Genomic DNA, 22,019 nt, shown 5'->3' with positions numbered 1-22,019 from the left:
CCCTTGCGCAAGCCGCGCATTTGCCGTGCCTGGTACCCGATCATTCCGAACTTGCGGACGCTACCGCAGAATATGCTAGCGTTGACTATTGATTCGGGCATGTCGCCCGCACCGGAATCGGCCCATGAAGCAAACGGTGTTGGTCACCGGCGGTAGTGGCTATGTCGCCTGCCGGCTGGTGAAGCAGTTGCTGGAAGCGGGCGACACCGTGCACGCCACCGTGCGCAGCCTGCACGATTCGCCCAAGCTGCGGCCTTTACGGCAGCTGCAGGCGGACCACCCGGACCAATTGCGGTTGTTCGAAGCAGACCTGCTGGTACCCGGCTCCTTCGTCGGTGCGATGCAGGGCTGCTCTGTGGTGCATCACGTCGCCTCGCCGTTCCTGATGCCGGAAAAGATCAAGAACGGCCGCACCCAACTGCTGGAACCCGCGCTGCAAGGCGTCAGGAACGTGCTGACCACGGTGAACGCGACTTCCAGCGTCGAGCGGGTGGTGCTCACGTCCACCATCGGCGCGATCTTCGGCGACTACCGCGACGTGCTGGACATGCCCGGGCAAACGCTGTCAGAAGCCTTCTTCAACACCACCAGCAGCCTCGATCACAATCCCTACCACTACTCCAAGGTGGTCGCCGAGCAGGAGGCGTGGGCCATGTACCGTGCGCAGCAGCGCTGGGACCTGGTCTGCATCAATCCCGGCCTGGTGCTCGGTCCGTCCCCGGCCGCAGGCTCGGATTCGGGCAGCCTGTTCCTGCTCGACGAACTGATGCGCGGCCTGTTCTTCTATGGCGTGCCGGACCTGAGCTTTGCCACGGTGGACGTGCGTGAAGTTGCCAACGCACACATCGCCGCGGCCAAGCGGCCCAGCGCGCACGGCCGCTACATCGTCGCCTCGGCACAGATGATCTCGTTCCTGGAAATCGCGCGGTTCCTGCGCAAGGTCCACCGCCGCCCTTACCTGTTGCCGCGTCTGCAGATTCCCGGTTTGGCGTTGCGGCTACTCGGCCACTTCTTCGGGCTGAGCCCCAAGTACATTCGCAATCATCTCGGCATCCGCTTCGGCCTGGACAACCGGCGCTCGCGCCAGGAATTGGGCGTGGACTACCGTCCGGTCGAGCAGACCTTGCACGAGCACTACGCCAGCTGGGACCGGCAGCGACGGGCTTGAGCCAGCTGGGTGCTCCGCAGGCGCACCTGTACCATCGCCGGAACCGAACCAGGCACCTGCCCATGCCCTTTGCCGCTCCATTTCCATGCCTGCGTGGCGCGCCGTGGCGATCCGGCCGGTGGCCGGCGTGATGACGCCCTTTCGTCGTCCCACCGTGTTGGGCACTTCCGCCTCGGCCCCATTCCCGCCTGCCGAGGCCGCCCTGACCGATCCCGACGGACTGCTTGCCGTTGGCGGAGATCTGTCGCCCCAGCGCCTGCTCAACGCGTACGCGCACGGCATTTTCCCGTGGTATTCGGAGGGCCAACCGATCCTGTGGTGGAGCCCGGATCCGCGCATGGTCTTTCGCACTAACGGCGTGCGCCTGTCCTCTCGCTTCAAGCGCCAGCTTCGCGCAAGCACCTGGACGGTTCGCGCCGATACCGCCTTCGAACAGGTGATCGACGCCTGTGCTGCGAGTCCGCGCCCTGGCCAGGACGGCACCTGGATCACCGCGGAAATGCAGCAGGCCTATATCGCCTTGCACCGTCTCGGCCACGCGCATTCGATCGAGGTGTTCGACGGCGCGCGCCTGGTTGGCGGGATCTACGGCGTCGCGATCGGCCGGATGTTTTTTGGCGAAAGCATGTTCAGCGGGGAAAGCGGCGGCTCCAAGGTGGCACTAGCCGCCTTGGCCGCCAATCTGCATGGCCGAGGGTGGCCACTGATCGATGCGCAGGTGGAAAATCCGCACCTGCTGAGCCTGGGCGCCGAACGCTTGCCGCGCGCTGACTTTTTGCACCAGGTGCAACGCCAGGTTGCCCTGACGGAACCGCCGGGTAGTTGGTCTGCGCGTTACCGCGAACACGCCGCCAGCGACCTGCGTGAGACCCGCTTAACATAAAATTTGCACCGCAGGGAGATGGCGCGTAAAATGCTGTCCCTTACGGCCCTGCCGGGCCAGCCGTGACTGCACAGGATTACATGTCGAAAGACGACTCCATTGAATTCGAAGGCAGCGTCAGCGAGACGCTTCCCAACACCACGTTCCGGGTCAAGCTGGAGAACGGGCATGAAATCATCGCCCACATCTCCGGACGTATGCGCAAGAACTACATCCGCATCCTGACCGGCGACCGGGTCAAAGTTGAGATGACTCCCTACGACCTGACCAAGGGTCGTATTACCTACCGCATGAAGTAAGCGGTTTTGGTACCGAGACGCGAGGCGGCCATTGGCCGCTTTTTGTCGTGCCCGCAATTCGAGCGCACAGTGACAGGCACCTACCCGGACGCACTGCCCTGCTCCGCACCGGCGGCTCGGCAAGACTTGCCGGCAGCGTAGAAACGCATCACCCAGCGGCCATCCCCGCCAAGCGTGCTATCGTCAGGGTGCCTGATCGCGATGCGCGCTGAAGACGTAAAAAAGCCGCTCTTTCGAGCGGCTTTTCCTCAACTGCGAAAACAACCTTACGATCAATCAACCGTCGCGGGCAGCAGGCGTTCGGGTTCCGGATGCGCCTCGACCACCAGTTCGCCATCCTTGACGTCGATGCTGACCCGGCCACCGTCCACCAATTTGCCGAACAGCAGTTCGTCGGCGAGCGGGCGCTTGATCTTCTCCTGGATCACCCGCGACATCGGCCGCGCACCCATCAGCGGATCGAAGCCATGCTGGGCCAGCCAGTCGCGCGCGGTCGGGGTGGCCGACAGGGAGACGTGCTTTTCCTGCAACAGCATTTCCAGTTCGATAATGAACTTGTCCACCACCCGCAGGATGTGGTCGAACGCCAGGGGCTGGAACTGCACGATCGCATCCAGACGGTTGCGGAATTCGGGCGTGAAACCGCGACGGATCGACTCCATCGCGTCGGTGGAATGATCCTGCTTGGTAAAACCGATCGACCGACGCGATGCCTGCGTGGCGCCGGCATTGGTCGTCATCACCAAAATCACGTTCTTGAAGTTGGCCTCGCGCCCGTTGGTGTCGGTCAGAATGCCGCGGTCCATGACCTGCAACAGGATGTTGAAGATGTCCGGATGCGCCTTCTCCACTTCGTCCAGCAGCAGCACGCAGTGCGGTGTCTTGACGATCTTTTCGGTCAACAAGCCACCCTGATCGAAACCGACGTAGCCCGGGGGCGCACCGATGAGACGGCTGATCGAGTGCGCTTCCATGTACTCGGACATGTCAAAACGCACCAGCTCAATCCCCAGCTGCAGCGCGAGCTGCTTGGTGACCTCGGTCTTGCCGACACCGGTGGGGCCGGCGAACAGGAAGTTGCCGATTGGTTTTTCCGGATTGGCCAGACCCGAGCGCGCCAGCTTGATCGAACCGGCCAGCGTCTCGATCGCCGGGTTCTGCCCGAAGATCACCATCTTCAGGTTGCGCTCCAGGTGCTGCAGCACGTCCTTGTCGGTCGCGCTGACCTGCTTGGCCGGAATGCGTGCCATCTTGGCGACGATGGTCTCGATCTCTTCGATATCGATCAGTTCCTTGCGCTTGCCTTCCGGCAGCAGACGCTGACGCGCACCAGCCTCGTCGATCACGTCAATCGCCTTGTCCGGCAGCAAACGGTCGCCGATATGCTTCACCGACAGGTCGACGGCGGCCTGTAGCGCGTCATCGGCGTAGGTCACGCCGTGATGCGCCTCGTACTTGGGCTTGAGGCCCTGCAGGATCTCGAAGGTCTCGCCCACGGTCGGCTCGACGATATCGATCTTCTGGAACCGACGCGCCAGCGCACGGTCCTTCTCGAAAATGCCGCGATATTCCTGGAACGTGGTCGAGCCGATGCAGCGCAGCTCGCCCGACGACAGCGCCGGCTTGATCAGATTGGAGGCGTCCATGGTGCCGCCCGACGCCGATCCGGCACCGATGATCGTGTGGATCTCGTCGATGAACAGCACCGCATTCGGCACCTTCTTCAACGCAGCCAGCACGCCCTTGAGACGCTTTTCGAAATCGCCGCGGTACTTGGTGCCGGCCACCAGGGCGCCCAGATCCAGCGAGTAGATCACCGCATCGGCGAGCACTTCCGGCACGTCGTTGTCGACGATGCGCTTGGCCAAGCCCTCGGCGATCGCGGTCTTGCCAACGCCGGCCTCGCCCACGTACAGCGGGTTGTTCTTGCGCCGACGGCACAGGACCTGGATGGTGCGCTCGATCTCATCGCTACGGCCGACCAGCGGGTCGATCTTGCCGTTGCGTGCCTGATCGTTGAGATTGGTGGCGAACTCGGCCAGGGCGTCTCCCTTGGCTTCGCCCTCGCCGCCTTCGCTCTTGGACTCACCATCCGGCGCGGACGGCTGCTCGCCGTCCTCACCCAGCTTGGCGATGCCGTGCGAGAGATAATTGACGATATCGAGGCGGGTGATGTCCTGTTGGTTCAGGAAGTACACCGCATGCGAGTCCTTCTCGCCGAAAATCGCGACCAGCACGTTGGCGCCGGTAACTTCCTTCTTTCCCGAGGACTGTACGTGGTAGACCGCGCGCTGCAACACCCGCTGGAATCCCAGGGTGGGCTGCGTGTCGCGCCCGTCGTCCTCGGCCAGGCGCGAAACCGAGGCCTCGATCGCCTGTTCCAGGTCATTGTGCAGGCGCACCTGGTCTGCCCCACAGGCCTTGAGCACGGCCTGGGCGGAAGGGTTGTCCAGCAGCGAGAGCAGCAGGTGCTCGACGGTCATGAACTCATGACGCGCCTCGCGTGCTCGCTTGTAGCACTGGCCGATGGTTTGCTCTAGGTCTTTGCTGAACATTGGTAACTCCGAACGGCTGTTGCCAACAATATGCGGCTTTTGTTGGGATTTTCCACAACCCTATCGGATAGGCATGTTCAGACAGCGTTAGCACGTGATCGCAGCCACACTGTTGCGCTGCTGGAATGACCTGCCGGGCGCCTCAGGCCTGTTCCATCGTGCACAGCAGCGGGTGCTGGTTCATGCGCGAAAACTCGTTGACCTGGGCCACTTTCGACTCCGCAACCTCTCGGCTGTAGACCCCGCACACGCCGCGTCCGCGGGTGTGGACGTGCAACATGATCTGGGTGGCCTGCTCCAGATTCAGGTTGAAAAACTGCTCCAGGACGGTCACCACGAAGTCCATCGGGGTGTAGTCGTCGTTCAGCAACAGCACCTGGTAGCGCGGCGGTGGCGCCACTTCGGGCTTGCTGGCTTCGACCATCAGGCCGTGGTCGTGTTCGTGTGAGGTATTCCGAGGCATCCGGCCATTATACGGTTCAACCTTGCACGCATTGGACGATTTACGCTGCGCCCCGCACAATTTGTCTCCAATTCCCTGGCTGGCCCTTGATGACCGATCCCATGACCGCGCAGCTGCTGGCGCCGTCGTCGACCGCAGATGCCCCGATGCGCACCGCACACGACGGCGCAGCCGTGCCGGGGTGGCACCGCGATGCCGGCCCCGCCGCGCAAGCGGCGCACAGGTGGTCGACCGCGTTGGAGCAGATTCGATGAGTACGCCAGAGCAACGCTGGCATCCCGATGTGACCGTGGCCACCGTCGTGGTGCGCGATGGACGCTTTTTGCAGGTGGAAGAAGCCATCGGCGGCCGCCTGCTGTTGAACCAGCCTGCCGGGCATCTGGAGCCGAACGAAAGCCTGCTGGATGCGGCCGTGCGCGAAACCCTCGAGGAGACTGGCTGGGACGTGCGCCTGACCCAGTTCATCGGTACCTACCAATGGGTTGCCCCCAACGGACAGTGCTTTTTGCGCTTTGCATTCGTTGCCGATGCGCTAGCCCATCACTCCGAACGCAGCCTCGACACCGGCGTGGTGCGCGCGCTGTGGATGACCCCGGACGAACTGCGCGCCTCCACCGAGCGCCTGCGCAGCCCACTGGTGTGGGAGGTGGTTGCCGACTACCTGGCCGGGCAGCGCTATCCGCTCTCCCTGGTGCGGCACGTCGCATGAGTACGCCACGGATTGTGGTGGGTGTGTCCGGCGGCGTGGATTCGTCGGTGGCGGCGTGGAAGCTGGCGCAGCAAGGCGAGCCGATCGCGGGGCTGTTCATGCAGAACTGGGCCGACGACGGCAGCGGCGATTGTCGCGCCGAAGACGACCGCCGCGATGCCGTGGCGGTGTGCGGCGTGCTGGGCATCCCGTTTCATTTTCGCGATTTCTCCGGCGAATACTGGAGCGGCGTGTTCGCGCATTTCCTGGCCGAATATGCGGCCGGACGCACGCCCAACCCGGACGTGTTGTGCAACCGCGAAGTGAAGTTCAAGCATTTTCTGGATGCAGCACAGGCGCTGGGGGCCGAGCGCATCGCCACCGGCCATTACGCGCAGGTGGCGCATCGCGGCGGGCGGTGGCGGCTGCTACGTGGCGCCGACCGCGGCAAGGACCAGAGTTATTTCCTGCATCAGTTGGGGCAGGCGCAGTTGGCCGCCACCCTGTTCCCGATCGGCGACCTGGAAAAAAGCGCGTTGCGCCGGATTGCCCAGGATGCCGGCTTGCCGACCCATGCCAAGAAGGATTCCACCGGCATCTGCTTCATCGGCGAACGCGATTTCCGCGAGTTTCTGGGCCGCTACCTGCCCGCGCGCGCCGGCGAGATCCGCGACCCGCAGGGGCAGCGCATCGCCGAGCATCCGGGGGTGTTCTATTTCACCCTGGGCCAGCGCGAAGGGCTGAACATCGGCGGCGTGCGCGGGCGGGCGGCCGCGCCGTGGTATGTGGTCGGCAAGGATGTGGCGAACAATGTGCTGTATGTGGACCAGGACCGCGACAGCCCGCTGCTGCAATCGCGCTGGCTGCAGTCCGAACAAGCCCACTGGGTGACCGGGGCGCCGCCAGCACGCCGGTTCACCTGCACTGCGCAGACGCGCTACCGTCAGCCCGACGAGCCCTGCACGGTGGATGTGCAGGACGATGGCAGCGTGCAGGTGCGCTTCGAACGGCCGCAACGGGCGGTGACGCCGGGGCAGTCGCTGGTGCTGTACGACGGGCAGGAGTGCCTGGGCGGCGCGGTCATCGCCGCCACCGACGCACCGCTGGAACGCCAGTTGGCGGGATCTTCTTTTTCCTCTGAGGTAGTGGCTTGATGAGTGTTTCCATGGATCACCGTGTGCTGGCGCTTGCCGGCGTCGCTCAGGCCCTGCAACAGGTGCGGCGGATCGCCGAGACCGGGCATTCGGAAGCGGCGACGGTGCGTACCGCCATGGACAGCGTGTTCCGGGTGGACGCCGCCTCGCCAGAGGCCGTTTACGGCTCGGCAGCGGCGCTGGCGCCTGGCCTGCGCCTGCTGCACAACTACTTCCGCAACCAGGGCCAGGACGAAGTGCTGCCGCGTCTGGCGCTGGCCGTGCTGCAGCTGGAGCGCCGGTTCGTGCGCGATACCAGCACCGTCGCCACTGTCGCCAGCGGAATCGACGCGGCAGCGCGCCAGGCCCAGCAGCTGGGCGACAGCAGCCACCCCGATGTATTGAGCTCGCTCGGCGGGCTGTACGCACAGACCATCAGCCACTTGCGGCCCAAGGTCATGGTCCAAGGCAACCCGCACTACCTGGGCCAGGCCGGCGTGGTCGCGGAGATCCGCGCGCTGTTGCTGGCAGCAGTGCGCTCGGCGGTGCTGTGGCGGCAGATGGGCGGCAGCCTGTGGGATTTTTTGTTCGCCAAGCGCGCGATGATCGAAGCGGTGGACCGCGCGTTGCGCTAAATGGCGCGAAAAAGCCGCCTGCATCTGCGCGCTAGCGGCCGCTGACGCGCGCCAACGGCGGTTGAATGGGCCAGGCGATGTGGCGATCGTCGCTAAAGACAACGGGGGCAGTGCCGATACAGCAACCGTGACTCTGCCGAGAACGCCCATGTATTCACGTCCACTCATCCGTCTAGCCGCTCCTTTGGCTCTGACCTTGCTGTTCCCCTTCGCTGTCGGATTCGACTGGCCCGCTTCGGTGCGCTGGGCGATCCTGGCGACCATGACCCTCAGTTGGTTGGGTTTCGCTGCCTGGGTGACGTATTCCCAGTTCCGGCCTAATCCGGACCAGGCCCGCATCCTGCGCGAGCAGGACCAACTGCTCAACGAACTGCGCACGTTCGTCAGCAACGAAGTCGACGGTTCGCGCTCGGAAGTCGAGCGTGCCCGCGAACTGATCCGCCAGGCCGTGTCCGGCCTGGGTGGCAGCTTCGAAGCGATGAATCGCAAATCGCGTCAGCAAAGCCAGGCACTGGCCCGCATCGTCGACCGTGCCGGTGACGATGGCAGCGCCGGCGTCGACGTCGCCCGCTTCGCCCAGCACGCCAGCTCCCGCATGGAGCAGTTGGTGGAAGCGCTGGAACAGGTGAGCGGCCAAAGTACCAATACCGTCCATCACATCGACGAGATGGCGCAGCATCTGGATGGCATCTTCGCGCTGCTGGAAGACGTCAAGTCGATTGCCGACCAGACCAACCTGCTGGCCTTGAACGCCGCCATCGAAGCAGCGCGTGCCGGTGAAGCCGGTCGCGGCTTCGCCGTGGTTGCCGACGAGGTGCGCAACCTGTCCGAGCGTTCCACCACCTTCAACGAGCAGATCCGCAAGCTGGCACACAGCTCCAAGGAGTCGATCGCCAAGGTGCGTGAAACGGTCTCGCAGCTGGCCTCGCGCCACATGGACCGCTCCCGCGAGGCGCGCCATGAATCGGCCGCCATGCTGGAGAACGTCGCCCAGATCAACGCCTCGTTGGGCGATGGCATGCGCGAGATCTCCGAATGCGCACGCTCGATCGATGGCAGCGTGGCCGAAGCGGTGCGTGCCCTGCAGTTCGAGGACATCGCCACGCAGACGCTGAGCGGTATCCACACCCACCTGGATCGCCTGACCGCGATCAACCGCGAAGCGGTGGCGCTGCAGGAACTGCTGCATCGCAATGGCGGCGTATACGACAGCGATCTGGTCGCCGCGCTGGCCAAGGTGTCCAACCGCCTGCGCGACATGCGCGTGGAGTGGGAGCGCCCGCCGCACAAGCCGGTGGCGCAGCAAGGCATGGGTGCCGGCACGGTCGAGTTGTTCTAAGACCGATGCCGCCACGCAGCTGCTGATTCCGACATTCCCCGGCCTTCCGGGGATTTGTCGTTCCGTTACGACCTGGTGTTCCGCCCATGACGCTTGTTGCCCCGACCATCGATGCCCCTACCGCCGCACTGCAGGCCGCTGCATTGGCAGCCGCACAAGCCGAGCGCATCGCGCAAAGCGATGCGGCCAGGCCTGCATTGCGGCGCGTCCGCATGCCGGCCGCGCTGGAACGGCTGGAACACAGCGCACGCGCGGAGCTGCTGGCCCTGATCAACCCGCGCCGTGCATGCAGCGAAGAAGAACTGCTGTTTGCAACCGTGGCCTGGGATCTCAGTCTGGATGGTGCCGCGGTCAGCGGATCGGCGCGGTAAGCCCAGCGCCGCACAGCGGGGCATGCCTCGGCAGGCGCCCTGCTGTGTTGTTTGAACTGCCCGATCTCAGCTTTCTGAGCCGTCCACTGCTTTCGCTGCTCCCGGGAGCGCTGATGCCGTGCGCACGCGCTCCTTGTCCCCCTGCCCGGCCGAGACGCGCTCACACCGGCGGTGGTTTGTCAGGTCTGGCCAAGGCCTCTACCATCCACCTCTCCTCCTGAGCCCGTCACCAACCCGGGCGATCAGCATGCTGCCTTCTTCGGACTGAGCGCTGGATGTCATGAAAATCCGTTGCCTGGCGTTGTGTGCGGCAGCCTTTTCTAACTCGGCCACTGCGGCAGATGACAAGGTGTATCTCGAATTTCTCTGGGATGCCCGCCCACCTCATTCGATTGCCCGCCAGCAAACCATCCAGTTTTTGACCGATGGTCAGCACACTCACCAGGTGTGTGTCGCGACCAATCTCGCCGAGACCGATGTAGGTGGGTTGGTAGTGAAGGCCTTCGATGCCTCCGGGCAGGAAGTGTCGAGCCACCAGTACCCCGACTACCGTGGCGTCAAGCACTGTTACGATGCCGATCTGGGCCAGGGAGGCAAGCCTGGCCTATGGACATTTCGCGCTAGCACAGGAGACGGGCGCACGGGGGAAGAGACGCTGCAGGTCCATGCCAGGCTGGCAGACTCACCCCTGTCGAATGATCCGGGAACACCGTATGTCGTCGGCCGCCCGAACTATGACGCAGCGATCCCACCGGCCGAGTGGCATGGCCGCCTTATCTGGGAAATGCAGGTCAATCCGCAAGGCACGGTGACCGGGGTCACCGTGGTGACAGCGGAAGGCGTTGGCTTGAAACTTCGCAGCCGTGCGATCGCGGCCGGCTATCTGTCGCTTTTCTTCCCTGATCAACGGCGAGCGCGCACACCGCTGCTCTGGAGGCGCGAGCTGTTGTTCGAACCGGAATGACCGGTAGGATGTCGATTGATCACACTGCATCAGTCGATGCTTACCGGGTGAAACGGCTACGCCGGCAGTCATGCATGCACGTACGGGACAACAGCCCTGGTTCTTCGTCGCGCCATCGAGCCATTCTGGATCCGTTCGGAGGATGCTCCAATCGCTTCCGGGGAGATCCATAACATCCCGCATTGATCCATTAGGCGATGCGTCTGGACCGGACTGTGCCCCTGGCCAGCAACGACCCCATCTAGGTGTCTGCAGCAGAAAGTGCCAATACCCCGTGGGATGAGCAGGCGCGATCCGCGCCGCTTGCGATGCACGTGCTGGACATCACGTAGGGATTTGGCTCAGATCGCCAGCAACAGGCAAGCAGCAAAGCTGTCGCCTGTCCTCGTACCGCAGCGGCACGGAGCCGATCACATCACTGGGTGATCGTGCGCGACACCACATATGCGCAGCCAGCAGGTCAGCGGCTTAGCTGGCAATCACCAGCCGTGCGCCCAACCGCATGCCGGCGTCGGCTTCGCGCAACCACTGCGCCATGTCGCGCGGCGATAGCGGGCGTGAGTAGAAGTAACCTTGGATTTCGTCGCAGCCCTGCTGGCGCAGCAGTGCATCTTCCTGCACGGTTTCCACGCCTTCTGCGACCACCTGCATGCCCAGGGCATGCCCCAGATGGACGATGGCCTGGGTGACTTCGGCCGTATTGGCGTCGTCGAGCATGCCTTGCACGAAGCTGCGGTCGATCTTCAGACGCTGTACCGGGAACCGGTTGAGGTAATGCAGGTTGGAGAAGCCGGTGCCGAAGTCGTCCACCGCCAGCAGCACGCCGTTCTGTTCGAACAATTCGAAGCAGCGGCGTAGCGAATCGGAGTCGCGAATCAAGGCAGATTCGGTCAGCTCCAGCTCCAGGCGTGAAGGCGGCCAGCCATTGTCGCGGCAGATTTCCAGCACGCGCTCGGCAAAGCCGCGTTCGCGCAATTGCACCGCAGACACATTCACCGCAACGCGGCTGAAATGCAGCCCGGCCCGATCCCAGACCACGGCCTGACGACACGCTTCGCCGATGACCCACTCGCCCAGACGCACGATCTCGCCGCATTCTTCGGCAATCGGGATGAATTCGACCGGGCTGCAGGGTCCATGGCCAGGGCGATTCCAGCGCATCAGCGCTTCGATCGCCGGCGATGCATCGTCCACGGTGTTGACCAGCGGCTGGTAGACCAGCGTGAATTCTTCGCGCTCGAGCGCGCCTTGCAGCGCATGCTCCAGCTCCAGGCGGCGCTGCGCGCGCAGCAGCACGTCCTGGCTGTAGTAATGGTAGGTATTGCGCCCGGACTCCTTGGCTGCGTACATCGCCGCGTCGGCGGCACGCAACAGGCTGTCGAAATCCGACAGCCCTTCGCCCTGCAGCGCGATGCCGATGCTGGCGCCGAGCTTGAGGGTGACGTGCTCCTTGCGCAGCGGCTCGCCGAGCGCAGCAATCAATTTGCGCGCCACGTGGCCGGCATCTTCGGGCTCGGACATATCGCGCAGCAGCACGATGAATTCGTCGTCGCTGAAGCGGCCGAACAGGTCGCTATTACGCAGATGTTGATGCAGGCGCGACGAGGCCAGCTTGAGCAGGTTGTCGCCGGTGGCGTGGCCGAACGAATCGTTGATGCTCTTGAAGCCATCCAGATCGATCAGCAGCATTGCCAATGTCTGGCCGCGCTCGCTCGCTTCGCGAATGGCGTTTTCTGCCTGCTCGCGCAACAAGAAGCGGTTCGGCAAACCGGTCAGACGGTCGTAATGGGCAAGCAGCTCGATGCGCTCGTTGGCTTCGCGCTCGCGGGTGATATCGCGGAACAAGGCAACAAACCGCGGCGGCAAGCCCTCACGACGATCCAGTTCGATCAGCACCTGCACCCAGACACGCTGGCCGGAGTTGCGATAGAAACACAGCTCCAGCTGCTCGGGCAGGCCGCCATCGGAGATACGCAGCAGCGCGGCCTCGAAAGCGTCGCGCGAATCCTGCGTATACAGCGACAGCGCCTGCTCCAGGGTGATGTTTTCCTTGCGCAGGCCGTGAATGCGATAGCACTCCTCGGTCCATTGCATGCGCCGGGTGTCGACCTCGATCTCGCAGCCGCCGATCTTGCCCAACGCGGACACGCGATTGAGCAGCTCGGTGCGCCAACGGATCAGCGCGTCGGTCTGGCGTTGTTCGGTGACGTTCTGCAGCTGGCCAAGCACGCGCACCATGCTGCCGTCGCCATCGAACACCGGCTGTGCCCACACGCGCAGATGATGCGGGTTGGCACCGAGCAGGCCGTTGATTTCCATCTCGAAGTGCACCGGCATACCTTCGTGTTTGATCTTGCGCCAGGCGCTGCGCAGTTGCGCAACCGAAGGCCCAGCCAGCAGGCGCAGGATGTCGCGGATGCCTTGCAGACGAACCTGGGTCATGCCGAGTTGTTGCAGGAAATCCTGCGACACCCACAGCGCATCGTGATGCGAATCCCAGCTCCAGCTTCCCATGCTGGCAATGCGCTGGGCTTCTTCGAGCTGCGCCTGCTGATCGCGCAGCTGCTGCTCGAGCAATTTGTGATGGTGCACGTCGGTATGCGTGCCGACCATGCGCAACGGACGTCCGTCGGCGGTGCGCGATACCACGCGGCCGCGATCCAGGATCCAGCGCCACTGGCCGTCGTGCTGGCGTAGCCGAAATTCGGCCACATAGGTATCGGTGCGGCCTTCCAGATGCGCCTGCACCGCCGCGCTGACATGCGCATGGTCTTCCGGATGAATCAGCCCGGACAAGGCAGTGAGATTGTTCGGCAGCGGCTGCTCGGAATAACCGAGCATGCGCGTCCAGCGCTCGGAGCGGTACACCACATCGGCCGGAATATCCCAATCCCACAAGCCATGATCGGCGCTGTCCAGGCCTATCTCCCAGCGACTGGTGCCATCGGCACCCTTGGGCTCGGGAATGCTCAGGGTGAATGCCATGATCTGGCCGTGCTCGTCGCAGACCGCACGCAGCCAGCCCTCCAGCCGCCCGCCGCCGGTGCCTGGCAATACGCAGGGCGCCATGCCCCCGCTTTCGGCCAATTGGGCACGGCTGCTTTCCAACACATCGGCGTATGCGCCGAGGGTTGCCGGCAATCCGAGGGATTGTGCAACGCGGTTGGCCGCCAGAGGCTGGCCATGCGCATCCAACAACACCACCGCCGAGGTCAGCGGGTGCTGCAGCATGCTTGCAATGACGCCTGAGTCCACTCTGGAACACTCCGAAGAATCGACCCCGGCCTTCGGAGTCGCAATGGATAACGGCCGTGCCGGCCAATAGTTGAGGCACCTGTTGCGAGCTGGACCGAACCGGCCCGAGTTACGGCTAAGATGGCCGCATCGCCAGCACTCAAGGTCGTCCGCGGATCCATGCAACAGCCCGTCGCCGCGCCCGCATTTTCGTCTGCCCCCGTCTCCTGCCTCCGTCTGGCCGAGCGCCTGCAGCAAGGCTTGTGGACACTGACCGGCCTGTACCTGCTGGTTGGCGTGATCTGGCTGCTGCTGGGCAACCGGCTGCTCAACCTGGCCGGCGCCGCCATGCCGGAGCGCTGGTCGGACGCGAGCTTTCTGGTGCTGTCCAGCATCGTCATCCACCTGGTGCTGCGCCGCTTTACCGGCTTGATCGTGGACGAGTACGCCCAGCTGGCGCAGTCCGAGGCGTTGCTGCAAGCCAAGTTCCTGGCATTGCCCAGCCCGGCCTTCATTTACGACCTGGCCACCATGCGCATCCTCGACGCCAATCCGGCGGCGCTGGAATTCTTCGGCTGGGAGCGCGACGAGTTCCTGCAGCAGACGCTGCAGGCGATCTGGCCCAATGCCGATGGCGAGCGGCTGGAAGAGATCATTGCGCAGATCCGTGGCAAGGGGGATGCCACCTGCGTGTTGAACGAAGACCTGATGACGCGCAGCGGCCCGCGGCATGTCGAGGTGCGCAGCAACCAGCTGCATCTGGCCAGCGGCCCTGCCCGTCTGGTCGTCACCGTAGACCGCAGCGAAGAGCGCCGGGCGCAGGATCTGCGCGACGAGGCGCTCGAACGCTTGGAAGAGGCGCAAAGCATCGCGCGGCTGGGCTCCTGGCAACTGGATCGCACCACCGGCCTGGGGCGCTATTCGCCGGCGGTCTACCGCCTGCTGGGGCGCAGCGTGCCGATGCACCGTCGTGAGCATCGGCTGGAAGAATTGCTGACCGCCTCTGACAGCGCGACCCAGGTGCGCATCGAACGCATGATCGAAGACATGTGTACCGGTGGCGAGGTGCAGATCGATGTGCTGCTGCCGCTGACCGGTGGCGATTCGCAACCGCGCACGGTGCATCTGCGCGCCGAAAGCGTGACCAGCCCCAGCGGCGTGCGCCATGTGCACGGCACCTTGCAGGACGTGAGCGAACGCGAGCAATCGCGCCGGCTGCTGCGCGAACGCGAGGAGCAGTTTCGCGAGTTGGTGCGCGTGCTGCCCGACGGTGTGCTGATTCTCGCCGACGAGCATGTGATGTACGCCAACGCGGCCGGCTCGGCCCAGTTCGGCTTTCAGGGCGAAACCATCCTGGGCGAACCACTGCAGACCCTGGTGGGCGACAACGACCTGCCGGTGGTGCGCGAATACCTGCGCGCAGGCAGCGATCGCAATGAGCCGGTCTCCAGCGCACGCGCCATGCGTCGTCGCGACGGCAGCACCTTCTACGCAGGTCTGTCGGCCGGCGACATCCGCTACGGCGGACGCAGCTGCAAGTTGCTGGTGGTGCGCGATCTGAGCGAACCCGAGCGCATGCGCGATGCCCTGGCCGAGAGCAATGCCGAACTGCAGGCGATGGCCAAACGTCTGTTTTCGTTGCAGGAAGATGAGCGGCGTGCCATCTCGCGCGACCTGCATGACGACATCGGGCAAGCGATCACTGCGATGAAGTTGTCTGCGCACGCAGCCCTGGATGAGCCGGACGCGGATGCGCGCCGCGAGGACTTGCTGGAAGTCGTGTCGCTGGCCGACACCACGGTGACCAAGCTGCGCAATCTGTCGATGCTGTTGCGCCCGCCACAACTCGATGCCCTGGGCCTGGAGGCAGCGCTGCGTTGGCAGGCATCGATGCTGTTCCGCGCCTCGCAGGTTCGGCTGGAGCTCGATATTCAGGCACTCGAGGAACGGCCGGGCAACGAGATCGAACAGGCCTGCTTCCGGATCGCGCAGGAAAGCCTGACCAATGCGTTGCGGCACGCCTGCGCCGGCGAAGTGCACCTGCGTCTGCATTCGATCGATGGCGACAGTTTCCGCCTGGAAGTCAGCGACGACGGCGATGGGTTCGAGCCGGAGGGTCCGCGTGGGCTGGGACTGATCGTGATGCGTGAGCGTGCGCAAACCGTCGGCGGCACGCTCGCGATAGAATCAGCCCCCGGAGCAGGCACGCGCGTGACGTTGCGCCTGCCCTATCACCCGGTCGGCGAGTCCGTCCACGACGATGGTGGACGTTGAGTCATGTGGAGTCCCGTAATCCCGCCCGGACTGGAAATCGTCAAGCCCACCCGGCTTGGCGCGGGCAACCCCGAATTGCTGCACCTGGTGGATGCGGCCGCGTCCGGCGGCCCGCCGCTGATGATCTTCCACGTCGATATCGATCACTTCGCCTCGATCAACGAGAACATGAGTGGCGAGGTCGGCGACCAGGCGCTGACGCTGGCAGCGCGCAGGCTGCAGGAATTTCTCGGCACGCGCGGCAAGCTGTGGCGCCACGGCAGCGATGAAATGGTGGTTGTGGCGGTGCGCCGCGACGACACGCCCCTGCCGGAAGATTTTGCCGAGGAAATCCGCCAGCAACTGGAACTGCCGCTGTCGGTGCTGCCGTATACCTTGTTCATGACCGGCAAGGTCGGCATCAGCCTGTGTCCGGAACATTCCACCTCATTGTCCACGCTGCTGGATTACGCCGAAGAAGCCAGCTACCAGGCCGCGCGCGAAGGCGGCAACACGGTGCGGCTGTACACGCGCAACTCGGCCACCAACGCGCATAGCGAAAGCATCATTGCGCGGCAGATCGTCGATGCGATTCCGCACGGCGAATTGCGCCTGCGCTATCAGCCGCTGGTGAGTGCGCGCGACGGCCGCATCGTGGGCATGGAAGCGCTGCTGCGCTGGCAATCGCCCACCCTGGGCATGCTGGTGCCGGAACGCTTCATGCGTACCGCCGAGCGCCTGGGCGTGATCGTGCAGATCGGCGAATGGGTATTGCAGAACGCAGTGCGCCAGGCGCGGCTGTGGCGAGACCAGGGTTTCGACGATTTCAGCATTGCAGTGAATGTTTCCACGCTGCAGCTGCTGCGCCCGGGCTTCTTCAACGAAGTGATGGCGATGCTGCAGACCGCCGGTGTGCCGGCGCAGTTCGTCACGCTGGAGATCAACGAAAGCGCGCTGACCAACAACGTCAATTTCGTCCACGAGACGATGGCCAATCTGCGCAACGAAGGCATCAGCCTGAGCCTGGACAACTTCGGCACCGGCGATTCCAGCCTGAGCGCGTTGGTGCGCTACCCGGTGGACCGGCTCAAGATCGACCGCAGCTTCATCAAGAGCGCACCGGCCGGCAGCCGCGAGGCGGCGATTGCGCGCGCCATCATCGCCATGGGCCACCAGCTCGGCATGACGGTGATTGCCAACGGCGTGGAATCGCAGGCGCAGCTGGGCTTTTTGCGCCGCAACGATTGCGACATCTTCCAGGGCTACCTGTTCGGCGAGCCGATGTCGGCCGAGTCGGCCGGCATGGCACTGCGTCGCCGCTACCTGCGCCCGGAATCGTTCGCCGAAAGCCGCCCCGACCGCACGCTCTTGCTGCTGGACGACGAAGAAAACGTGCTGCGCTCGCTGGTGCGGCTGTTCCGCCGCGACGGTTACCGGATTCTGGCAGCCGGCAACGTGCGCGACGCCTTCGACCTGCTGGCCACCAACGATGTGCAGGTGATCCTGTCGGACCAGCGCATGAGCGACATGAGCGGCACCGAGTTCCTGGGCCGGGTCAAGATGCTCTACCCGGACACGGTGCGCCTGGTGCTCTCCGGCTACACCGACCTGGCCACCGTCACCGAGGCCATCAACCGCGGCGCGATCTACCGTTTCCTGACCAAGCCCTGGAACGACGACGAGCTGCGCGAGCACATTCGCCAGGCATTCCGCACGCATGATGAGTTGCGTAATGGCCGGGAATAGGGAATCGGGATTGGGGAATCGGTAGAGCAGACCTCTGCGTGTTGTTGCTTCTCAAACACGCAACCAGATCAAGCGAGCGAAAAGCTGCCTTACCGATTCCCGATTCCCAGCGCGTCAGCGCGGCTGCCGGATCGGTAGCGTGATCCTGAAACTGGCACCCTGCCCTGGCGTGCTTTCCACGTCGATGCGGCCGTGGTGCTTGTTGATGATGCCGTAGGAAATCGACAGGCCCAGGCCGGTGCCGCTGCCGACCGGCTTGGTGGTGAAGAATGGGTCGAAGATGCGCTGCAACAGATCCGGGGCGATGCCGGCACCGCTGTCCTGGAACTGGATCCAGACGTTTTCTGCTTCGTCGCGACCGGTGGTCACGGTGATCGTGCCGCGCTCGACGATAGCCTGGCCGGCGTTGAGCAGCATGTTCATGTAGACCTGGTTGAGCTCGGATGGCAGGCACTCCACCAGCGGCAACTCGGCGTAGTTGCGCTCCAGCGTGACCTTGTACTTGAGCTCGTTCCAGATGATGTTGATGGTGGATTCCAGACCCGCATGCAGGTCGACCATCTTCCACGACTCGGACCGGTCCGAGTACGAGAAGTCCTTGAGGTCGCGCACGATGCGGGTCACCCGCTCGATGCCTTCGCGCGATTCGGCCATCAATTGCGGCAGATCGCGGCTGATGAAGTCGATGTCGGCGCGGTTGCGGATTTCGTCGATTTCCGGAATCAGCGCCTTGGGATCCGGCGCCTGCAGCGCGCGCTCGTAGGCTTCGATCAGGGTGAACAAGCTGCGCAGATATTCCTGCAGGCTGCCCAGATTGGAGTGCACATAACCGATCGGATTGTTGATTTCGTGCGCCACGCCTGCGGCCAGCTGGCCGATGGAGGCCATCTTTTCCGATTGCAGCAATTTGTCCTGCGCACCGTTCAGGCGCAGATAGGCCTGGCGTAATTCGGCATGGCGCTGTTGCAGCTCGCGCTCGTAATCCTGCTGGCCTTCGATGTTGTGGAACAGCGCCAGAAAATGCCCGGGCCCGGACTCTTCGTTGTAATACAGATGCGCGATGACCACCCGGTCGGCGACCGGCAGGCTACCGGTCCAGCTGCCCTTGCTACGCGCCTGATTGAGTGCGTCCGATGGCAATACCTGCGAAATGCGCTCGCCCAGATTGCGATCGTCGGTGGGGTCTTCCTTGCACAGGCTCTGGCGTGCGATGGCATTGGCCAGAATCAGCTTTCCGTCTGCGCGGAACAGCAGCAGCCCCTCCATCATCTGGTCGCCGAAGGCGCGCAGGATATCCGGGGAAGGCAGTAAGGCTTGATTGAGAAAAAACTTGGCGGTCACGGGAGCAGGCGGCGTAGAGGATGCCTCAATATACGCCGAACCATTGACGCTCCGTATTGTCGTCTTGCATTACCCGGCGATGGGACGCAGAGCCAACGGCACTGCCTGCTCGCCCAGGCTTGCCGCACCATCTGCAGCCCGGCGTGCTGCAGAACAGCCTGCAACTCAGGCCACTGCCAACGAACGCCCGCCGCGCAACACGCTCGATTGCCCCTTGGCATCGTAGGACGGCGCACTTTCGGTGCGGCCCAGGTGACGCAGCGCCCAGTTCACTTCGCGGCGCCGGCGTGCCAGCAGCGCGCCATTGGCGCGGTTGGCTTCGGCCAGCTCACGCAGCCGCTCTTCTTCGCCTGCAGGCATCGCCGCTTCCAGCGCTTGCAGCGCCGACAGCTTGTCCTGCGTGTGTCGCATCAGCCCATCGATGTCGTTCTCGAGTAATGCCTGGCGTTCGCCGGCCAGCGCATCGCTGAGACGTTGCAGGAACTCGTTCACGTTCATCCTTTCCGTCGGGGATCAACCCGCCAGTTGCTGATTCAGATCCATCATGCGGCTGGCGATGGCGTCCGGGTTGATGGAATAGCTGCCGTTCTGCAATGCATCCTTCACCGCCTGGACGCGACCGGTGTCGATCGCCGAGGACTGCGAAAGCTCGCGCTGCAGGTTCTGCAGGTTGGTGGCTTCGCCGGTCAACTTGACGCTGTCGGTCGGCGGGGTTGCGGCAACCGGAGACGCGCGGTCTTCGCCGGCCGAAGCGATCTTGCTGCTGGTGGCCGTGGTGCGAAGAGTGGCAGCGGTCGGTAGATTGCCTTCGATTTTCTGGGTCATGTCAGGAACTCCTCTACAGGTCGTAGGGGATAACGGCACCCAGAAAAAAAACTTTATAGAAATTTTTTACCTGGAGACCACAACGGTTCCGCTCGCTTCAACGATGCCCTGCACCACCCGGCGCGAGGACGAATTTTCCACCGATACGCGCTCGTTTTCGCCGGCGTCCGACAGGGCGCGACCACTCATGCGCACCTCCAGCCCGCCATTGCGCGAGACCAGCGGCACGGTGTCGCCGCGCCGGACCAGCCGCTGCGTCACCAGATCGTTGGCCGAGAGCAGCGAGCCGGCCGGCAGGACGCGGCGGGCGGTCTTGCCCACCGCAGCGACCGGGTCGGCCAGCACCGCGCCGACGATGCGGGCGGCGTCACGCTTCTCGATACTGATATCGGCCAGCGAGATGGTTTCTCCAGCGCTGATGCCGCGGCGCAAGACCAGCACGTCCTGGTTGCGACGCACCTTCAACGGCACGAACAGGCGCCAGCCGGCCGGCTGCGGGCACGCCACTTCCACCGTATTGGTGCCGGTGGGCTGCGCCTGCAGCGCGATCGGGCAAGCCGGCATGCGCAGGCCCGGATCGAGCGTGGCCTCGGCCTCGGCGTCCGGGCCGACGGTGGCCAGCGCCGCAGCACGAATGGAATCGACGGACTGATAGCTCTGGGCCCAGGCCGGAGCGGCAGCCAACAAGATGACAAGCAGGAGCAGGCGCATGGGACCAGATCCGGAGGAAGACGGGACAGGCGTTGCAAGCGGCGTGCCTGTTTTCGAATCGGGAATGGGGAATGGGGAATCGGTTGGTGGCTGAGAGGTGGTCGGCCTTCGTTGCTGCCGTGCGATTTATTAGGTGACCGCTATCAGCAAGCAACGTCACAGCCCCTCGCCTCAGACCTGCTGCGGAAAACCGCATCCCTCGCTTTTACGATTCCCCATTCCCGACTCTCCATTCCCGACAGCGCCCCCGACCAACCATAAAGCCCTCAAGTTTCCAGAGGGCGCTGTCGATATCTGCCCCATGACCCACGATCTGCTCAACCGCATCGACCAGCGCACGCGACTGGCTGGCCACAACCGACTGGCCCTGCTGCTGTTCCGGCTGGGCGGACGCCAGCTTTTTGGCGTCAACGTCTTCAAGGTGCAGGAAGTGCTGCGCCGGCCGGAACTGTTCCAGGTGCCTGGCTTGCCGACCGAGTTCGCCGGCGTGGCCGACGTGCGCGGGCGCTCGGTGCCGGTGCTGGATCTGGGCCTGGCCATCGGCCACCCGGAACGCGATTCGCATTCGGAAAACGGCCCCGGCTATTTGGTCGTTGCCGAGTTTAACCGCTCGGTCCAGGGTTTCCTGGTCAGCGGAGTGGAACGCATCGTCAATATCGCGGTGGAGGATATCCACCCGCCGCCGGAACTGGGTGCCGAAGCCACTTATTTGACGGCGGTGACGCGTTTCCAGGGCGAGCTGATCCAGGTCATCGACGTGGAGAGCGTGCTGGCCGATATCGCCAAGGTAAGCAAGGACGTGCAGCTGGATCCCTCGCTGCAGCTGGTGGCCTACGACCGCCAGTTCCAGGTACTGGTGGTGGACGATTCGCGCGTGGCGCGGCAGCAGATCCGCAGCGTGCTCGACCAGTTGGGTGTTTCGGCAACCCTGCTGTCCGATGGCCGCCAGGCGCTGGATCACCTGCTGCAGGTGGCCGCCTCGGGCGAAAACCCGGCCGACCGCTACGCCATGGTGATCTCCGACATCGAAATGCCGGCAATGGACGGCTATACGCTGACGACGGAAATCCGGCGCACGCCGGGCCTGCAAGGCCTATATGTGCTGTTGCACACCTCCCTGTCGGGCGTGTTCAATAACGCGATGGTCGAGCAGGTGGGCGCCAATGCCTTCGTGGCCAAGTACAGCGCCCATGAACTGGCCGACTATGTGCTGGCCCGCCTGAAAGTGGTCGCCGAAGCGGCCTGAGCAAGACCAAGCGGCTGCCGGGTCGGAGCCGATGGCAGCCACAAGGTGCTGCCCAGCTGCAGAAGCACTGCAGCGCAGAAAGGTGAGGCAAGCGCGTCCACGCGATTTCGACGTCACATCTGCTGACGCCAGACTGCGCCTCGGAACTGTCGAACCTTCCGGCCT

At 64.1% G+C, this 22,019-nt stretch carries 19 protein-coding genes; 12 read left to right on the top strand and 7 right to left on the bottom strand.

The features are described from left to right. Positions 1 to 124: 124 nt before the first annotated feature. The 3 genes from HLH45_RS14780 (at position 125) to infA (ending at position 2,350) form a co-directional block, all read left to right on the top strand. Positions 125 to 1,168, top strand: coding sequence for an NAD-dependent epimerase/dehydratase family protein (locus HLH45_RS14780; RefSeq protein WP_008575319.1), 1,044 nt, complete (start codon positions 125 to 127; stop codon positions 1,166 to 1,168). Positions 1,169 to 1,298: 130 nt separating this feature from the next. Further along, positions 1,299 to 2,051, top strand: coding sequence for a leucyl/phenylalanyl-tRNA--protein transferase (gene aat, locus HLH45_RS14775; RefSeq protein WP_046931955.1), 753 nt, complete (start codon positions 1,299 to 1,301; stop codon positions 2,049 to 2,051). Between the two features lie 80 nt (positions 2,052 to 2,131). Further along, positions 2,132 to 2,350 (top strand): translation initiation factor IF-1, encoded by a 219-nt coding sequence (gene infA, locus HLH45_RS14770; protein ID WP_002813418.1) that lies wholly within the window; start codon positions 2,132 to 2,134, stop codon positions 2,348 to 2,350. Between the two features lie 272 nt (positions 2,351 to 2,622). Here infA and clpA read toward each other — a convergent pair whose 3' ends face one another. Both clpA and clpS read right to left on the bottom strand, forming a co-directional pair. Continuing rightward, a complete protein-coding gene (gene clpA, locus HLH45_RS14765; protein ID WP_008575777.1) occupies positions 2,623 to 4,905 on the bottom strand; it encodes an ATP-dependent Clp protease ATP-binding subunit ClpA in 2,283 nt (760 codons plus the stop codon). 142 nt (positions 4,906 to 5,047) lie between these two features. Beyond that, on the bottom strand, positions 5,048 to 5,368 hold the full coding sequence (clpS, locus tag HLH45_RS14760) for an ATP-dependent Clp protease adapter ClpS (protein ID WP_005914463.1): 321 nt from the start codon (positions 5,366 to 5,368) through the stop codon (positions 5,048 to 5,050). Positions 5,369 to 5,618: 250 nt separating this feature from the next. Here clpS and HLH45_RS14755 point away from each other — a divergent pair, with 250 nt between their 5' ends. From HLH45_RS14755 to HLH45_RS14730, 6 genes are all read left to right on the top strand, one after another. Further along, positions 5,619 to 6,077 carry an NUDIX hydrolase gene (locus tag HLH45_RS14755; RefSeq protein WP_008575782.1) on the top strand — a complete coding sequence of 153 codons (459 nt, stop codon included), beginning with the start codon at positions 5,619 to 5,621 and terminating at the stop codon, positions 6,075 to 6,077. Continuing rightward, complete coding sequence (gene mnmA / locus HLH45_RS14750) at positions 6,074 to 7,210, top strand: tRNA 2-thiouridine(34) synthase MnmA (RefSeq protein ID WP_008575784.1); 1,137 nt, start codon at positions 6,074 to 6,076, stop codon at positions 7,208 to 7,210. Before HLH45_RS14755 ends, mnmA begins: the two co-directional genes overlap by 4 nt. Further along, positions 7,210 to 7,824, top strand: a complete 615-nt coding sequence (gene hflD, locus HLH45_RS14745) for a high frequency lysogenization protein HflD (RefSeq protein WP_014090133.1) — start codon at positions 7,210 to 7,212, stop codon at positions 7,822 to 7,824. The genes mnmA and hflD overlap by 1 nt, the downstream gene beginning before the upstream one ends. 61 nt (positions 7,825 to 7,885) lie before the next feature. Beyond that, on the top strand, positions 7,886 to 9,163 hold the full coding sequence (locus HLH45_RS14740) for a methyl-accepting chemotaxis protein (RefSeq protein ID WP_014090132.1): 1,278 nt from the start codon (positions 7,886 to 7,888) through the stop codon (positions 9,161 to 9,163). Positions 9,164 to 9,249: 86 nt separating this feature from the next. Continuing rightward, complete coding sequence (locus tag HLH45_RS14735) at positions 9,250 to 9,534, top strand: hypothetical protein (protein WP_008575786.1); 285 nt, start codon at positions 9,250 to 9,252, stop codon at positions 9,532 to 9,534. Positions 9,535 to 9,814: 280 nt separating this feature from the next. Further along, positions 9,815 to 10,498: a hypothetical protein gene (locus HLH45_RS14730; protein ID WP_008575787.1), complete on the top strand. Its 684-nt coding sequence runs from the start codon at positions 9,815 to 9,817 to the stop codon at positions 10,496 to 10,498. Positions 10,499 to 10,966: 468 nt separating this feature from the next. On the opposite strand, the gene HLH45_RS14725 is transcribed toward HLH45_RS14730, so the two are convergent. Beyond that, positions 10,967 to 13,753, bottom strand: coding sequence for a sensor domain-containing protein (locus HLH45_RS14725; RefSeq protein ID WP_171309844.1), 2,787 nt, complete (start codon positions 13,751 to 13,753; stop codon positions 10,967 to 10,969). 120 nt (positions 13,754 to 13,873) lie between these two features. Here HLH45_RS14725 and HLH45_RS14720 point away from each other — a divergent pair, with 120 nt between their 5' ends. Both HLH45_RS14720 and HLH45_RS14715 read left to right on the top strand, forming a co-directional pair. Then, positions 13,874 to 16,006: a sensor histidine kinase gene (locus tag HLH45_RS14720; protein ID WP_008575789.1), complete on the top strand. Its 2,133-nt coding sequence runs from the start codon at positions 13,874 to 13,876 to the stop codon at positions 16,004 to 16,006. Positions 16,007 to 16,009: 3 nt separating this feature from the next. Next, positions 16,010 to 17,731, top strand: a complete 1,722-nt coding sequence (locus HLH45_RS14715) for an EAL domain-containing protein (protein ID WP_008575790.1) — start codon at positions 16,010 to 16,012, stop codon at positions 17,729 to 17,731. A gap of 114 nt (positions 17,732 to 17,845) precedes the next feature. Here HLH45_RS14715 and HLH45_RS14710 read toward each other — a convergent pair whose 3' ends face one another. From HLH45_RS14710 to flgA, 4 genes are all read right to left on the bottom strand, one after another. Continuing rightward, positions 17,846 to 19,072, bottom strand: coding sequence for an ATP-binding protein (locus tag HLH45_RS14710; protein WP_008575791.1), 1,227 nt, complete (start codon positions 19,070 to 19,072; stop codon positions 17,846 to 17,848). A gap of 165 nt (positions 19,073 to 19,237) precedes the next feature. Further along, positions 19,238 to 19,570, bottom strand: coding sequence for a flagella protein (locus tag HLH45_RS14705; RefSeq protein ID WP_003482942.1), 333 nt, complete (start codon positions 19,568 to 19,570; stop codon positions 19,238 to 19,240). A gap of 15 nt (positions 19,571 to 19,585) precedes the next feature. Then, complete coding sequence (gene flgM / locus HLH45_RS14700) at positions 19,586 to 19,897, bottom strand: flagellar biosynthesis anti-sigma factor FlgM (protein WP_003482943.1); 312 nt, start codon at positions 19,895 to 19,897, stop codon at positions 19,586 to 19,588. A 66-nt stretch (positions 19,898 to 19,963) separates the two neighbouring features. Continuing rightward, positions 19,964 to 20,608 (bottom strand): flagellar basal body P-ring formation chaperone FlgA, encoded by a 645-nt coding sequence (gene flgA / locus HLH45_RS14695; protein WP_008575794.1) that lies wholly within the window; start codon positions 20,606 to 20,608, stop codon positions 19,964 to 19,966. 301 nt (positions 20,609 to 20,909) lie between these two features. Here flgA and HLH45_RS14690 point away from each other — a divergent pair, with 301 nt between their 5' ends. Beyond that, on the top strand, positions 20,910 to 21,854 hold the full coding sequence (locus HLH45_RS14690; protein ID WP_003482947.1) for a chemotaxis protein CheV: 945 nt from the start codon (positions 20,910 to 20,912) through the stop codon (positions 21,852 to 21,854). Positions 21,855 to 22,019: the final 165 nt, after the last annotated feature.

It is taken from the genome of Xanthomonas euvesicatoria (genome assembly GCF_013112235.1).
Lineage (GTDB): Bacteria > Pseudomonadota > Gammaproteobacteria > Xanthomonadales > Xanthomonadaceae > Xanthomonas > Xanthomonas euvesicatoria.
Note: the sequence above shows the minus strand (reverse complement) of the source record. Positions and strands in the feature narration are given on the sequence as shown.

What these genes read in the sequence shown, in the direction of transcription:
- mnmA (WP_008575784.1), top strand. Translation starts at nt 6,074, where the DNA reads ATGAGTACGCCACGGATTGTGGTGGGTGTGTCCGGCGGCGTGGATTCG.
- HLH45_RS14735 (WP_008575786.1), top strand. Translation starts at nt 9,250, where the DNA reads ATGACGCTTGTTGCCCCGACCATCGATGCCCCTACCGCCGCACTGCAG.
- flgA (WP_008575794.1), bottom strand. Translation starts at nt 20,608, where the DNA reads ATGCGCCTGCTCCTGCTTGTCATCTTGTTGGCTGCCGCTCCGGCCTGG.
- HLH45_RS14690 (WP_003482947.1), top strand. Translation starts at nt 20,910, where the DNA reads ATGACCCACGATCTGCTCAACCGCATCGACCAGCGCACGCGACTGGCT.
- flgM (WP_003482943.1), bottom strand. Translation starts at nt 19,897, where the DNA reads ATGACCCAGAAAATCGAAGGCAATCTACCGACCGCTGCCACTCTTCGC.
- HLH45_RS14715 (WP_008575790.1), top strand. Translation starts at nt 16,010, where the DNA reads ATGTGGAGTCCCGTAATCCCGCCCGGACTGGAAATCGTCAAGCCCACC.
- hflD (WP_014090133.1), top strand. Translation starts at nt 7,210, where the DNA reads ATGAGTGTTTCCATGGATCACCGTGTGCTGGCGCTTGCCGGCGTCGCT.
- HLH45_RS14780 (WP_008575319.1), top strand. Translation starts at nt 125, where the DNA reads ATGAAGCAAACGGTGTTGGTCACCGGCGGTAGTGGCTATGTCGCCTGC.
- clpA (WP_008575777.1), bottom strand. Translation starts at nt 4,905, where the DNA reads ATGTTCAGCAAAGACCTAGAGCAAACCATCGGCCAGTGCTACAAGCGA.
- HLH45_RS14720 (WP_008575789.1), top strand. Translation starts at nt 13,874, where the DNA reads ATGGCCGCATCGCCAGCACTCAAGGTCGTCCGCGGATCCATGCAACAG.
- HLH45_RS14705 (WP_003482942.1), bottom strand. Translation starts at nt 19,570, where the DNA reads ATGAACGTGAACGAGTTCCTGCAACGTCTCAGCGATGCGCTGGCCGGC.
- HLH45_RS14730 (WP_008575787.1), top strand. Translation starts at nt 9,815, where the DNA reads ATGAAAATCCGTTGCCTGGCGTTGTGTGCGGCAGCCTTTTCTAACTCG.
- infA (WP_002813418.1), top strand. Translation starts at nt 2,132, where the DNA reads ATGTCGAAAGACGACTCCATTGAATTCGAAGGCAGCGTCAGCGAGACG.
- HLH45_RS14755 (WP_008575782.1), top strand. Translation starts at nt 5,619, where the DNA reads ATGAGTACGCCAGAGCAACGCTGGCATCCCGATGTGACCGTGGCCACC.
- clpS (WP_005914463.1), bottom strand. Translation starts at nt 5,368, where the DNA reads ATGCCTCGGAATACCTCACACGAACACGACCACGGCCTGATGGTCGAA.
- aat (WP_046931955.1), top strand. Translation starts at nt 1,299, where the DNA reads ATGACGCCCTTTCGTCGTCCCACCGTGTTGGGCACTTCCGCCTCGGCC.